Below are 13,739 nucleotides of genomic sequence, written 5' to 3'. Positions count from 1 at the left end.
ATGACTTTATTAGATAAATCGGCCTCTGTTCTGCGAGAAGAGACCCTGCCTGGTGGCGGCAACCTCTCGTTTATTCTCAAGCGCGGGCAAATCCTGCGCATGACTGACATCGAAGGCGGGGCTAACGTCAGCCTGATGATGCTCAACCCGCACGAGAAGAGTGAGCGTCTGAATCTGCCGGACACCCTGAAAGGCCAGCACACGGCACGCCTGACCGCAGGCCACTGTTTTTACTCCGATATGGGACGTGTGTTGGCAGGCATCGTCGCTGACACCTGCGGCTGGCATGACCCGTTTGGCGGCGTGCTCAACGCTGCTGAAGTGAGCGAGAAATATGGTGAGGGTCGTTATCAGAGTCTGCGCAACGGCTTTTACCGTAACGGTGCCGACAACCTGCTGGTGGAGATGGGCAAATGGGATTTGAGCCTTGAAGACCTGCTGATGGTCGTCAACTTCTTTAGCAAAGTGACGGTAGCGGAAGACGGTGCGTTTACCTTCCACAGCGATTTCTCGCAACCGGGCAACTATGTGGAACTGTTTGCGCCGATGGACGTGCTGGTCGTGATGACGGCACTGCAACACCCGATGGATCCGGCAAGCGACTATGCGCCGCGCCCGGTGCAACTGACCTGGCGTCAGGCTGAAGATGAAAACGCCGCCATTGATGTGCTACTGACCCGTCCGGAAAACGAACGTGCGTTCACTAACACCCGCTTATTTGCTCTGTAAGGAGAGACATGATGAATGTATCGAGCCAGAAGCATCCCGATGAGGCCGTCTTTCGCCATGTAATCCCGGCGGGCGAACCCTATCTTTTTGAAGTGAAAAAAGGCCAGACCGTCCGTTTATTGGATCTGGAAGGTAATCAGGCCGTTGATACCCTGTTTTATAACGCTGATCAGTCACGGGAGCGCTACGATCCGCAGCGTACCTTACGCCGCCAGGGGAACGCCTACCTGACCACCGGCAGCGTGCTGTACTCCAACCTGGGCAACCCACTGCTGACTATTGTGGCGGATACCTGTGGTCGCCACGACACCCTCGGCGGTGCCTGCGCCCAGGAGAGTAACACCGTGCGCTATGCGCTGGATAAACGTCAGATGCATAGCTGTCGCGATAACTTCCTCTGCGCCTGTCTGCACGATGGCCGACTGCACAAACGGGATATTGGGGCCAACATCAACTTCTTTATGAATGTCCCGGTGACGCCACAAGGTGGGCTGACCTTTGAAGACGGTATTTCCGCGCCCGGTAAGTACGTGGAGTTACGTGCTGAATGTAACGTCATTGTGCTGATCTCCAACTGCCCGCAGCTCAACAACCCCTGCAATGGCTGGAACCCAACGCCTGCGGAGGTGCTGGTATGGAACTAACACGCTGGGCGCGCTTACGTAGCCTGATTTACCACCTGTTTGCCGTTCGCGCCGCTCGTCTGCCCGTAAACCCGGACTCGACCCCGACGCCACGTCCGTAAGGACATCGCCCCTTGTGGACGACCGCAAGGTGAGCCGATTTTCGGCGGGACGACCCGCCACGATTGAGTCCTGACTATGTTTACGAAACTCCTTATTGCTAACCGTGGCGCGATTGCCTGCCGTATTCTGCGCACCCTGCGTAGCATGAATGTCGCGGGTGTATCCGTCTGGTCAGAGGCCGACGCCAGCAGCTTGCATATCCGTGATGCTGATGAAGCCATTAGTCTGGGCGATGGCCCGGCAGCACACACATACCTCGTCACCGAAAAAATCATCGACGCGGCGCGCCAGAGCGGTGCTCAGGCCATTCACCCCGGTTACGGTTTCCTCTCAGAAAACGCCGCGTTCGCCGAGGCCTGCGAAGCCGCGGGTATTGCCTTTGTTGGGCCCACACCAGAACAACTGCGCGTCTTCGGCTTAAAACACACGGCACGTGCGCTGGCCAAAACCCACGGCGTGCCGATGCTCGAAGGCACTGAACTGCTGGCGAACCTGGACGAAGCGCAACAGGCTGCGAGCGTTGTTGGTTTCCCGGTGATGCTCAAAAGCACCGCAGGGGGCGGCGGCATCGGTATGCGCGTCTGTTATAGCGCGGCGGAACTGGCGGAAGCCTTTGATGCGGTGGTGCGGCTGGGCAAAAACAACTTCAGCGACGCAGGTGTATTTATCGAAAAATACATCGAGCGTGCACGTCATCTGGAAGTGCAGATTTTTGGCGACGGCAAAGGCGAGGTCATTGCTCTTGGCGTGCGTGACTGCTCGGTGCAGCGTCGTAACCAGAAAGTGCTTGAAGAGACCCCGGCACCGAATCTGCCACAAGGGATGGAAGCCGCATTGTGTGAAGCGGCGATCAAACTGGGCAAGGCCATCAGCTACCGTAGCGCGGGCACCGTGGAGTTTGTCTATGATAGCCTGGCCCGCCAGTTTTACTTCCTTGAGGTCAACACTCGGTTGCAGGTGGAGCACGGCGTGACCGAGCAGGTGTGGGGCGTGGACCTGGTGCGCTGGATGATTGAACTGGCCGCGGGTGAATTACCGCCACTGGAGGAGCTGGCTGCTGGGCTTGCTCCCCAGGGCCATGCGGTGCAGGCGCGTGTTTATGCAGAGGATCCGGGTCGTCAGTTCCAGCCGTCGCCGGGCCTGCTAACCGAGGTCTTTTTTCCGGCAGACGATCGCCAGTCGCTGCGTATCGACACATGGATAGAAGCCGGGTGCGAAGTGCCGCCGTTCTTCGATCCGATGCTGGCTAAAATTATCACCTGGCAGCCGACCCGTGAGCGGGCGATTGCCGAACTGGATACCGCGCTGGAGGCGACTCGCCTCTACGGTGTTGAAACCAACCGTCAGTATCTGCAACAGATCCTCGCCTTTGCCCCCTTTGCTGAAGGTGAACCCTGGACACGCTGCCTGGAAGGGCTTCTCTACCACGCCACCACTGTCGAGGTACTGAGCGCGGGCACCCAGACCACGGTGCAGGATTATCCGGGGCGTCAGGGCTACTGGGCCGTCGGTGTGCCGCCGTCAGGGCCGATGGACTCTCGCGCACTGCGCCTGGGCAATACGCTGCTGGGCAATGTGTTAACCGACGCCGCTCTGGAAATCACCCTCAGCGGCCCGACGCTGAAATTCAACACTGACGCCGTTGCGGTGGTGACCGGGGCAGCTATTAGTATCCAGCTTGACGGCGACGATATTGCCATGAACACCGTCTTTGCCCTTCCGGCGGGCAGTACCTTGCGTCTGGGCGAGGTGAGCGGGGCAGGTGTGCGCAGCTATCTGTGCCTGCGCGGCGGTATCAATGTGCCGGACTATCTCGGCAGCAAAAGCACTTTCACCCTTGGGCAGTTCGGCGGCCATGCCGGTCGGGCACTGCGCACGGGCGATGTGCTGCATATCAACACGCTGGTGGCGAGTCAGAGTGGCAACCGAACTGTCTGCGCTGCTGCACACCGAGTTACCTGCCGTGCGTGATCTGCGGGTCATTTATGGGCCGCACGGTGCGCCGGAATATTTCTCGGAAAACTACATCAACACCTTTTTTGCCACCGACTGGGAGGTGCACTTCAATTCCAGTCGAACTGGCATTCGCCTGATTGGGCCGAAGCCGGAGTGGGTCCGTGACAGCGGCGGCGAGGCCGGGCTGCATCCGTCCAACATTCATGACAACCCGTATGCCATTGGCGCGGTGGATTTCACCGGCGATATGCCGGTCATTCTTGGCCCGGATGGCCCAAGCCTCGGCGGCTTTGTCTGCCCGGTGACCATCATCGAAGCGGATCTCTGGCAGCTTGGGCAACTGAAAGCGGGCGATAAGGTGCGCTTTGTGCCAGTGGATGTGGCGACCGCACGCCTGCTGGCGCAGGCGGACAAGCAGGAAGTGGAGACACTGCAACCTGTTGCTGTGAACTGGCAGCCTGTCACGCGCGTCTCGCCGATTGTTCTGGATACCGGAGACGCCGACAAACGGCTGGTGGCACGCCTGTCCGGCGATACCCACTTGTTGCTGGAAATCGGTGCGCCGGAGCTGGATCTGGTGCTGCGTTTTCGCGCTCATGCGCTGATGCAGGCGCTGGAAGCCCGTGCGCTGGAGGGGGTGATTGACCTGACGCCGGGTATCCGTTCCTTGCAGGTGCACTATCAGCCGGAAACCTTGCCCCTAGAGCGACTGCTCAAGGTGATTAAACAGCAGTGGGATAACGTCTGCCAGAGCGCGGACCTGGATGTTCCTTCGCGTATTGTCTGGTTGCCGCTCTCCTGGGACGATCCGGCCTGCCAGAAAGCCATTGAAAAATACATGACTACCGTGCGCCGCGATGCCCCCTGGTGCCCGAGTAACCTGGAGTTTATCCGCCGCATCAACGATCTGGAAAACATCGACGAGGTGTACAAAACCGTCTTTGATGCCCGTTATCTGGTGATGGGTCTTGGGGATGTGTACCTCGGCGCACCGGTCGCTACGCCACTTGACCCGCGTCACCGCCTGGTGACCACCAAATACAACCCGGCCCGTACCTGGACGGCTGAAAACTCGGTGGGGATTGGCGGGGCGTATCTCTGCGTCTATGGCATGGAAGGGCCGGGAGGTTACCAGTTCGTCGGGCGCACGCTGCAAATGTGGAACCGCTATCGCGATGTCGCAGATTTTGGCGGCAAACCCTGGCTGCTGCGCTTCTTTGACCAGATTCGTTTCTACCCGGTCTCCGCTGAGGAACTGCTGACCATTCGCCGTGACTTCCCGCTCGGGCGCTACCCGCTGCGTATTGAGCAGACCACACTGCGCCTGGCGGAGTACCAACAGTTCCTCGCCGACGAAGCAGAAAGCATTGCGGCGAACCGCACTCACCAGCAGCAGGCATTTGCCGCCGAGCGCGATCGCTGGATTGCCAGCGGACAGGCCCATTTCGACAGCACCGACGTGGTGGCTGACGAAGGCGAAGATGCGCCGCTGAAAGCCGGTGACATTGGCGTCGACAGCCCGGTTTCCGGCAACCTCTGGCAGGTGAACGTCCGGGAAGGCGAAGTCGTCAGCGAGGGTCAGATACTGGTCGTCCTGGAATCCATGAAGATGGAAATTCCGTTGACCGCGCCCCACGCTGGTGTGGTCAGTCAGGTTCGGGTGCAGCCGGGAACCTCCGTGCGCGCCGGGCAATGCGTAGTGGTAATGGAGAAAGCACAATGACACATTCTTTTGATTTACGACTCGATACGCTGGCAGCGCAGTATCGTAACGGCACGCTGACGCCACGCGTGTTGATAAAACAGTTGCGCGAACGCGCTGTCGCGCTCAATCCGGAATTTAATCTCTTCATCCATATTCTGACCGACGCGGAGCTGGAGCCGTATCTGGTAGCCCTCGATGCTCGTCAGCCGGATGAACTGCCGCTCTACGGCGTGCCTTTTGCGATCAAAGACAATATCGATCTAACGGGCATACCCACCACGGCAGCCTGTCCGGCTTTTGCCCACACGGCTGAGCAGGATGCGACTATCGTTCGCCAGTTGATTGCGCTGGGGGCGGTTCCGCTGGGTAAAACCAACCTCGACCAGTTTGCCACCGGGCTGAATGGCACGCGCTCACCCTACGGTGCCTGTCGCAACAGTGTGCATCCGGACTATCCGTCAGGCGGCTCCAGCGCCGGTTCATCGCTTGCGGTGGCGCTCGGCGTCGCCAGCTTTGCACTGGGAACCGACACTGCGGGCAGCGGGCGCGTTCCGGCTTCTCTCAACAATCTGGTCGGACTCAAAGCGACCAAAGGACTGATTTCAACGGCGGGTGTGCTGCCCGCCTGCCGCACTCTGGACTGCGTGACGTACTTCACCGCGACCGCCGCCGAGGCCAGCCGTTTGCTGGCACTGACAGCAGTGCTGGACTCTGCTGATGATTACAGTCGTCAGAACCCGGCGTGGAACGGTGTTCAGGCCTTCGGTGCACCACAAAAAGGTTTCCGTTTTGGCGTTCCCGACAAGCTGGAATTTCTCGGCTGTTCGGAAAGTGAAGCGCTGTTTTATGTCGCCAAAGCGCAACTGGAAGCGCTGGGCGGTGTGGCGGTCAGCATTGATTTCACCCCCTTTATGACGGCGGCGAAGCTGCTCTACGAGGGGCCTTGGGTGGCGGAGCGCTATCATGTGGTCGGCCCGTTGATTGAACAGCAGCCGGATGCCGTGCTGCCGGTTATCCGCGACGTGCTGCAAAAAGCGCCGGGTACCGATGCGGTCAGCACCTTTGATGGTTTGTACAAATTGCAGCATTTCAAAGCGCTGTGCGATGCGACGCTTGCCGGACTGGAGTGTGTGCTCACACCGACCTATCCACGTCCGGTTACGCTGGCAGAGCTGGGTGACGAGCCGGTAAAACGAAACTCCGATTTGGGGTACTACACCAACTTTATGAATCTGCTGGATTACGCCGCTGTGGCGGTACCGGTCGGGTTTATGGCGAACGGTTTACCCTCGGGTGTGACATTGTTTGGTCGTGCCTTCACTGACCAGTATTTGCTGGGGCTGGCGGATGCACTGCAACGTGCGCAAGCGCTCACTTTACCGGGTGGTAGCCAGCTTAACGCGCCGGCACTGGCTGGAGTGGCGGGCAACGATCGAGTGCAGGTAGTGGTCTGCGGGGCGCATCTCGACGGGCTGGCGCTGAATCATCAATTACGTCAGCGCCAGGGACAGCTGGTGGAGGCCATGCAAAGTGCCGCAGCCTATCGTTTGTATGCACTGGCCGACGGTAAACGGCCGGGGATGATCCGCAACAGCGAGCAGGGACGGGCAATTGAAGTGGAAGTGTGGGAGATCCCGTCGAGTGAACTGGGCTCCTTCCTGTTCGGTATTCCGGCACCGCTTGGCCTGGGTAAAGTAGAACTGGCAGACGGAAGATGGTTGACTGGATTCATTTGTGAAAATTATGGATTGCAGGGGGCGACAGACATCACTGAGTGGGGCGGATGGCGTGCGTGGCTTGCCAGTCGGGCATAATGTGAAGCAGTACTAAAGTGTAAAGATGCGTCTTCGGCGGTCAATAATTGACCGTGCTCATGCTTTTGTTCAAAAGTTGTCCATACTATGGAGTGGCACAATGGCTGACAAGGGAGGGAATACGTATGACCGTCGATGAACTCACACGCTGCCTGCTGGACAAATTGCTCAATGCCCGTGTTGAGCTTGAGACCTATATCCAATTGCGTAAAGCAAAAGGCTATATGTCGGTCAGCGAAACCGATCAGTTAAAGGACAGTTTCTTTGAACTCGCGAGGGAGATTCGCGATAGAGGTGAGCAACTGAATCAGTTGCTGGACCACGATAATCGTGGTGCATTGTACCGTGCAGAAGAAGCGTTATCTTCGGCAGCTGTAAGCCTGCTTAGCGGGCGCCATGACTGTCCGACCTACATTGCAGTGAATGCTGATAAATTAGAACGTTCGTTGAACGTGCTGAATTTCAGCATCGATTTTCTGAGTGAACATTCACGGCTCGAAGAGGCGTGAAGCCGGGGGAGGAAACTCCCCCTTTTTTAATTTCAGTTTTTGTAAAAGTCCCCTCTCGCTTACGCAGGCTGTCTACCCTTTAGGCAAACAATCGCTCAAGGAGTGTGCCATGCGTCGCCACGCAATCTATTTAATACCTACTTTGCTCCTCTCTGCTTCCGTCGTCGCGGCCCCTGCGCCTGTAAAGGTTGAGGTGCTGCAAACCAAGCTCGATCACCCCTGGTCTCTGGCCTTTTTACCCGGCAATCAAGGGCTATTGATAACCATGCGTGGTGGGCAGTTGCGCCACTGGCAGGCCGGGAAGGGCATTTCTGACCCTATCGTTGGTGTGCCGCGCGTGTGGGCGAACGGGCAGGGCGGTTTGTTGGATGTGGTGCTGGCCCCCGATTTTGCGCAGTCGCGCCGCGTGTGGCTGAGCTATGTGGAGGTGGGCAACGATGGCAAAGCGGGAACGGCGGTGGGTTACGGGCGTTTGACGGACGACCTCTCACGTGTTGAAGCCTTCCAGGTGGTCTTCCGCCAGGAGCCGAAGCTTTCGACCGGTAATCACTTTGGCGGCAGAATGGTCTTTGACGGCAAAGGCTACCTGTGGATTGGCCTCGGGGAGAACAATCAGCGCCCGACGGCGCAGGATCTGGACAAATTGCAGGGTAAACTGGTGCGTCTCACCGATCAGGGGAAAGTGCCGCCGGATAACCCCTTCGCCGGGCAGGCGGGCAAGCGCCCTGAAATCTGGTCTTATGGGATACGTAACCCGCAGGGCATGGCGATGAATCCGTGGAGCAATGCGCTGTGGATGAACGAACATGGTCCGCGCGGTGGGGACGAAATAAACATACCGGAGAAAGGCAAAAACTATGGCTGGCCGCTGGCAACCTGGGGCATTAACTACGGCGGTTCGCCCATCCCGGAGGCCAAAGGAGGGGAAGTCGAGGGCACTGAGCAGCCGATTTTCTACTGGAAAAAATCCCCGGCGATAAGCGGCATGGCGTTCTATAACGCCGATACCTTCCCGCAGTGGAAGAACAAACTCTTTATCGGGGCGCTTAAAGACGAGGATGTCATTGTGATGAGCGTCAACGGTAACACGGTGACGGAAGACGGGCGTATTCTGGGCGATCGCAACCAGCGTATTCGTGATGTGCGCGTCGGGCCGGATGGATTTTTATATGTGCTGACGGACGAGACAGACGGGGAACTGCTGAAAGTGAGCCCGGCGCAGTAATCTACGCCGGGTGGTCGGTCAGGTGACCGGAATCATCACGATTTCACGGAACGCCGGGCGCTGCGTGAGGCGCTGATACCAGCTTTCCAGATGCGGGCGCGGTCCCCAGCTCAGGCCAATGTTGTAGAGGTTGTAGATGAAAGGCGCGACGGCGATATCGCCAGGGCCGAAGGCGTCGCCGGAGAGCCACGGTTGAGTGGCAAGTGCTTCATCCAGCAGTGCGAACAGATCTTCGCAGGCGTTAATCCCCGCTTCGATAGCGGCGTTATCACGCTTGTCTGCTGGCGTACGCACGATGCCGACCAATAGAATGCCGTGCTTGGGTGCCAGCGTGCTCAGCGCCCAGTCCATCCACTTTTCACCCTGCGCGCGGACGGCCGGTGACTCCGGCCACAAACGCGCCTGGCCGTATTGTGCGCTGAGGTAACGTACGATGGTGTTGGATTCCCAGAGCACAACGTCGGTTTCGTCATCGCGCAGCAGTGGCACCAGACCGTTCGGGTTCATCGCCAGGAATTCGGCTTCACGGTTCAGGCCGAATGCCCCGCCCGCCAGAATATGTTCATAGGGTAATTCCAGCTCTTCCAGCGTCCAGCGTACTTTCTTCACGTTCGACGAGTTATTTCTGCCCCACAGCGTGATCATATGACCCCCTTGATGTTTCGCACCTTCAGATGGTCACCATGGTGGGATAAAGTTAACGTTCTGGCAACGATTTACAAAAAAATTGGCCTGAGTCAGCGCAACAGTATGTTATTGCATAAACTTTACTTTTCGGCGCTTTCATTCACGTACGTTATGCGCTATTACTCACGGCTTGTTGCGGCACGGTGGTGCGACGTTTATTTCAGAATGGATACCTGGGTGGCCTATATGACGCATTTATCTCTCTTCCCACGCGGCCTTGCGGCTGGAGCCGCGCTGATCGTTCTCTTTTCCTCCCCTCTGTATGCGGTTGAGCAGGCGCCTGATGCGCCAGCGATCGACGCCCGCGCCTGGATCCTGATGGATTACAACAGCGGGAAAGTACTTACGGAAGGCAATGCCGACGAGAAACTCGACCCGGCGAGTCTGACCAAACTAATGACCAGCTACGTGGTCGGTCAGGCACTTAAGGCCGGAAAAATTCAGCTTACTGACACGGTGACCGTTGGCAAAGACGCCTGGGCAACCGGCAACCCGGCTCTGCGCGGCTCCTCACTGATGTTCCTCAAACCTGGGGATCAGGTTTCGGTCGCGGACCTCAACAAAGGGGTCATCATTCAGTCCGGTAACGATGCCAGTATTGCCATTGCCGACCATGTGGCGGGCAGTCAGGATTCATTTGTCAGCCTGATGAATGGCTATGTGACCAAACTGGGGCTGACCAATACCACCTTCAAAACGGTACACGGACTGGATGCGCCAGGGCAGTTCAGTACTGCCCGCGATATGGCGTTACTCGGCAGAGCACTTATCCATGATGTGCCGGAAGAGTACGCCATTCACAAAGAGAAAGAGTTCACCTTTAACAAGATTCGCCAGCCGAACCGCAACCGCCTGTTGTGGAGCACTAGTATGAACGTTGATGGGATGAAAACCGGAACGACAGATGGTGCAGGCTACAACCTGGTGGCCTCGGCAACCCAGGGTGATATGCGCTTGATTTCGGTGGTTCTGGGGTCGAAAACTGACCGCATCCGCTTCAACGAATCAGAAAAACTGCTCACCTGGGGTTTCCGCTTCTTCGAAACCGTCACCCCGATTAAACCGGATGCGACCTTCGTCAGCCAGCGCGTCTGGTTTGGCGATCAGAGCGAGGTGAAGCTGGGTGCGGGTGAAGCGGGTTCAGTCACTATTCCGCGTGGTCAGCTTAAAAATCTGAAAGCCAGCTATACCCTGACAGAACCGCAACTGACGGCACCGCTGAAAAAAGGTCAGGTGGTCGGTACGATAGACTTCCAGCTTAACGGCAAGTCAATTGAACAGCGTCCGTTGATTGTGATGGAAGCGGTTGAAGAGGGCGGTTTCTTTGGCCGGATGTGGGACTTCGTACTGATGAAATTCCACCAGTGGTTTGGCGGCTGGTTCTCCTGATGGATTAAGGCCGTGCCCGTTGCGGGCACGGTCACGGTCAGTACATCAGTTTGATTTGCTGCGCTTTGGCGAAATCGACGACGGCATCGTCCGGGCGGCAGTCGCTGACGATGGCGTTAAAGTGACTTAACTCGCCCATGCAGGCCGGGCGTACTTTGCCAAACTTGCTGTGATCGACCACCAGTACGTGGTACTGCGCGCTGGCCATCGCCCAATGTTTAAGCGGTAACTCTTCCAGATTAAAGCAGGTCACACCCTGCTCTACATGCACCCCGGCGGCGGAGTAGAACGCGATGTCCGGGCGCAAATAGCTCAGCGTCTCTTTGAAACTAACGGGCTGGAAGATGGCGTTGCTGGCGTGGAACTCACCGCCGCTCAGGATAGCCCGGCACAAGGGTTTTTCTTGTAGCGCCAGGAAGGTGTTCAGGGAGTAGCAGACGCCGGTGAAAGGCACCTCTTCCGGGATAGCTTCGATGATCCAGGGCGTTGTCGTACCACAATCGAAGAAAACCATCTGGTGTGGTTGCACCAGTTTTGCGGCCAGCTCGGCGGCACGGCGTTTCTCTTCGACCAGACGAGTTTTTTGATCGCTGAGCAAGTAATGGCTGGCGGTGCGGGGTTCCAGAACAATGTAGCCCCCCAGCAGCACAACAGGTGCGCTGTTGGTGCTGAGATCGCGGCGAATGGTCATCTCGGATACGCCCAACAGGGCGGCGGCTTCTTTCAGATGCAGTTTGTCACTGCGTTTGAGCGCGGAGAGTAACTGACCGATACGTTCGTCACGTCTTGTTTCCATAGATCCCCTGAGTATAAAGAAAGCCCTGCATAGAGCAGGGCGTTCATCTTACCTGTGCCGTCGGGCTTAGTCACGTACCCAGCCGCGGCGAATGGGGATAGCAAAGCAGAGGCGGTAAAGCTGCTGTACCACGCGGAGCAGGGCGTTACCGAAGGATTGCCACAGCATTTGTGCCGTCAGGCAACCGCAGAGGGCGACCATTAATCCGCCGAGCATATCCAGCGGCCAGTGGACGCCTACGTAGACGCGGGACCAGGCTATCGCCAGCGCAACCAGCATCAGCACTGTGCCAGACCACGCCCGGTGCCACGCTATAAAGGCCACCGCAAAGGTGAAAATCACCGTCCCGTGATCGCTTGGGAACGAGTAGTCTGCTGAATGCTGCAGGAAGTTGTAGCCAATGTGATCGACGAACGGGCGGTTGTGAGGGAACAGATGCCCCAGCACGTATGACAGCGTCATGCTGATGGCCATCGCCATCGTGACTTTAATCACCAGTTGGCGCTGGGCGCTTACCTGATGACGGGGCCCCCAGAGCCACAAACCCACAGCCAGCAGCGGCACGATACCAATGACATCGTTGGCAATAAAACGGGCGGCACTGATGAGCCAGGCCGGGGAATCAGGAGTGGCATTAATCCACTCGTACAGCGAGTAGTTCAAAGTTTCTAACATACCGTTGACGACGCTTAGCACACAGGCAGTAATGGGAAAACGCTAACCTTAAAAGCATGATTACGCAGGGTAAAGTGCCTTTACTTTTCTGGACGCAGAGTTAGAGAATTCTGACGTCAAAAGGTTCATTATTCTGAAACATTACGCCGCGACGCTTAAGAGAACCTTAAGCAGTAAAAAAGTGCTTTCTGCGCCGTTGACCACACAATTCACTATCCCGACGCGGAGGCTTTGATTACACTCTGCGCGATTTTTTACGTTAAAGAGATTGCATGCAAAATCATTCCCTTTCTGGACAACGTCTGGGTCGTCAGGCGCTGTTATTCCCGCTCTGTCTGGTCCTGTACGAATTCTCCACCTATATCGCTAACGATATGATTCAGCCCGGCATGCTGGCCGTGGTTGAACAATATCAAGCGGGTATTGAGTGGGTGCCGACCTCGATGACCGCTTATCTGGCGGGCGGTATGTTTTTGCAGTGGCTGCTGGGCCCGCTGTCGGATCGCATTGGCCGCCGCCCGGTGATGCTCGCGGGTGTGGTGTGGTTCATCCTGACCTGTCTTGCCACGCTGCTGGCGCAGAACATTGAACAGTTCACCTTTCTGCGTTTCCTGCAGGGAATCAGCCTCTGCTTTATTGGTGCGGTGGGTTACGCGGCGATTCAGGAGTCATTTGACGAGGCGGTCTGCATCAAGATAACCGCACTGATGGCTAACGTAGCGCTGATTGCGCCGCTGCTCGGCCCGCTGGTCGGGGCTGCCTGGGTGCATGCCGTGCCGTGGGAAGGGATGTTTGTGCTGTTTGCTGTCCTCGCGGCTTTCGCGTTCTTTGGCTTGCAGCGAGCGATGCCGGAGACCGCCACCCGGCTGGGCGAGCCGCTGTCGATGAAAGCCCTGTGGCACGACTATGCGCTGGTGCTGAAGAACGTGCGCTTTGTTGCCGGGGCGCTGGCGACTGGCTTTGTCAGCCTGCCGTTACTGGCCTGGATTGCTCAGTCGCCCATCATCATTATCAGCGGTGAACAGCTCACCAGCTACGAATATGGCCTGTTGCAGGTGCCGATTTTCGGCGCGCTGATCGTGGGTAACCTGGTGCTGGCAAAACTGACCTCACGGCGGACGGTGCGTGCGCTTATCATTCTTGGTGGCTGGCCGATTGTGGCCGGGCTTATCGTGGCCGCCATCGCCACCGTGGAGTCATCACACGCTTATTTGTGGATGACCGCGGGTTTAAGCATTTACGCCTTTGGCATTGGCCTGGCGAATGCGGGCCTGGTGCGACTGACCCTGTTTGCAAGCGATGTGAGTAAAGGCGCAGTGTCGGCGGCGATGGGGATGCTGCAAATGTTTATCTTCACTGCTGGCATCGAAATCAGTAAGCATGCCTGGCTTATGGGCGGCAATGGCCTGTTCAGCCTTTTCAACTTAGTGAACGGTATTCTCTGGCTCGGCCTGATGGTGATTTTCCTGCGGGACAAAAGTGTGGGTAATTCGCTGGAAGGTTAAGGC

General features: G+C 57.4%; 10 protein-coding genes and 1 pseudogene. 8 read left to right on the top strand and 3 right to left on the bottom strand.

What is annotated here, in order from left to right:
* The 6 genes and pseudogenes from AC5JPW_RS06690 (at position 1) to AC5JPW_RS06665 (ending at position 8,684) form a co-directional block, all read left to right on the top strand.
* Positions 1 to 729, top strand: a complete 729-nt coding sequence (locus AC5JPW_RS06690; RefSeq protein ID WP_494241149.1) for an urea amidolyase associated protein UAAP1 — start codon at positions 1 to 3, stop codon at positions 727 to 729.
* A gap of 11 nt (positions 730 to 740) precedes the next feature.
* Entirely contained in the window at positions 741 to 1,373 is a 633-nt protein-coding gene (locus tag AC5JPW_RS06685) for an urea amidolyase associated protein UAAP2 (protein WP_494241147.1), read from the top strand.
* A 177-nt stretch (positions 1,374 to 1,550) separates the two neighbouring features.
* Positions 1,551 to 5,154, top strand: a pseudogene (uca, locus tag AC5JPW_RS06680) (urea carboxylase).
* Complete coding sequence (gene atzF / locus AC5JPW_RS06675) at positions 5,151 to 6,950, top strand: allophanate hydrolase (RefSeq protein ID WP_494239076.1); 1,800 nt, start codon at positions 5,151 to 5,153, stop codon at positions 6,948 to 6,950. Before uca ends, atzF begins: the two are co-directional and overlap by 4 nt.
* Positions 6,951 to 7,075: 125 nt before the next feature.
* Positions 7,076 to 7,459 (top strand): biofilm formation regulator BssR, encoded by a 384-nt coding sequence (locus AC5JPW_RS06670; protein ID WP_494239074.1) that lies wholly within the window; start codon positions 7,076 to 7,078, stop codon positions 7,457 to 7,459.
* A gap of 109 nt (positions 7,460 to 7,568) precedes the next feature.
* Positions 7,569 to 8,684: a PQQ-dependent sugar dehydrogenase gene (locus AC5JPW_RS06665; protein ID WP_494239073.1), complete on the top strand. Its 1,116-nt coding sequence runs from the start codon at positions 7,569 to 7,571 to the stop codon at positions 8,682 to 8,684.
* An 18-nt stretch (positions 8,685 to 8,702) separates the two neighbouring features.
* Here AC5JPW_RS06665 and AC5JPW_RS06660 read toward each other — a convergent pair whose 3' ends face one another.
* Positions 8,703 to 9,329, bottom strand: a complete 627-nt coding sequence (locus AC5JPW_RS06660) for a glutathione S-transferase family protein (RefSeq protein ID WP_494239071.1) — start codon at positions 9,327 to 9,329, stop codon at positions 8,703 to 8,705.
* 228 nt (positions 9,330 to 9,557) lie between these two features.
* Between AC5JPW_RS06660 and dacC the strand changes: the two genes are divergently transcribed.
* Positions 9,558 to 10,760, top strand: a complete 1,203-nt coding sequence (dacC, locus tag AC5JPW_RS06655; protein ID WP_494239070.1) for a serine-type D-Ala-D-Ala carboxypeptidase — start codon at positions 9,558 to 9,560, stop codon at positions 10,758 to 10,760.
* Between the two features lie 37 nt (positions 10,761 to 10,797).
* Here the strand turns inward: dacC and deoR are convergent, their stop codons facing one another.
* Together deoR and ybjG are read right to left on the bottom strand one after the other, a co-directional pair.
* Positions 10,798 to 11,556, bottom strand: a complete 759-nt coding sequence (gene deoR / locus AC5JPW_RS06650) for a DNA-binding transcriptional repressor DeoR (protein WP_494239069.1) — start codon at positions 11,554 to 11,556, stop codon at positions 10,798 to 10,800.
* Between the two features lie 66 nt (positions 11,557 to 11,622).
* A complete protein-coding gene (gene ybjG / locus AC5JPW_RS06645) occupies positions 11,623 to 12,231 on the bottom strand; it encodes an undecaprenyl-diphosphate phosphatase (protein WP_494239067.1) in 609 nt (202 codons plus the stop codon).
* A gap of 272 nt (positions 12,232 to 12,503) precedes the next feature.
* On the opposite strand from ybjG, the gene AC5JPW_RS06640 reads away from it, so the two are divergent.
* A complete protein-coding gene (locus AC5JPW_RS06640) occupies positions 12,504 to 13,736 on the top strand; it encodes an MFS transporter (RefSeq protein ID WP_494239066.1) in 1,233 nt (410 codons plus the stop codon).
* Positions 13,737 to 13,739 lie beyond the last annotated feature (3 nt).

The sequence above is a fragment of the Phytobacter sp. genome (assembly GCF_059074235.1).
Note: the sequence above shows the minus strand (reverse complement) of the source record. Positions and strands in the feature narration are given on the sequence as shown.

Excerpts from the sequence above, each read along its gene's own strand:
- AC5JPW_RS06685 (WP_494241147.1), top strand. The coding sequence starts at position 741 with ATGAATGTATCGAGCCAGAAGCATCCCGATGAGGCCGTCTTTCGCCAT.
- atzF (WP_494239076.1), top strand. The coding sequence starts at position 5,151 with ATGACACATTCTTTTGATTTACGACTCGATACGCTGGCAGCGCAGTAT.
- AC5JPW_RS06690 (WP_494241149.1), top strand. The coding sequence starts at position 1 with ATGACTTTATTAGATAAATCGGCCTCTGTTCTGCGAGAAGAGACCCTG.
- AC5JPW_RS06640 (WP_494239066.1), top strand. The coding sequence starts at position 12,504 with ATGCAAAATCATTCCCTTTCTGGACAACGTCTGGGTCGTCAGGCGCTG.
- AC5JPW_RS06660 (WP_494239071.1), bottom strand. The coding sequence starts at position 9,329 with ATGATCACGCTGTGGGGCAGAAATAACTCGTCGAACGTGAAGAAAGTA.
- AC5JPW_RS06670 (WP_494239074.1), top strand. The coding sequence starts at position 7,076 with ATGACCGTCGATGAACTCACACGCTGCCTGCTGGACAAATTGCTCAAT.
- AC5JPW_RS06665 (WP_494239073.1), top strand. The coding sequence starts at position 7,569 with ATGCGTCGCCACGCAATCTATTTAATACCTACTTTGCTCCTCTCTGCT.
- deoR (WP_494239069.1), bottom strand. The coding sequence starts at position 11,556 with ATGGAAACAAGACGTGACGAACGTATCGGTCAGTTACTCTCCGCGCTC.
- ybjG (WP_494239067.1), bottom strand. The coding sequence starts at position 12,231 with ATGTTAGAAACTTTGAACTACTCGCTGTACGAGTGGATTAATGCCACT.
- dacC (WP_494239070.1), top strand. The coding sequence starts at position 9,558 with ATGACGCATTTATCTCTCTTCCCACGCGGCCTTGCGGCTGGAGCCGCG.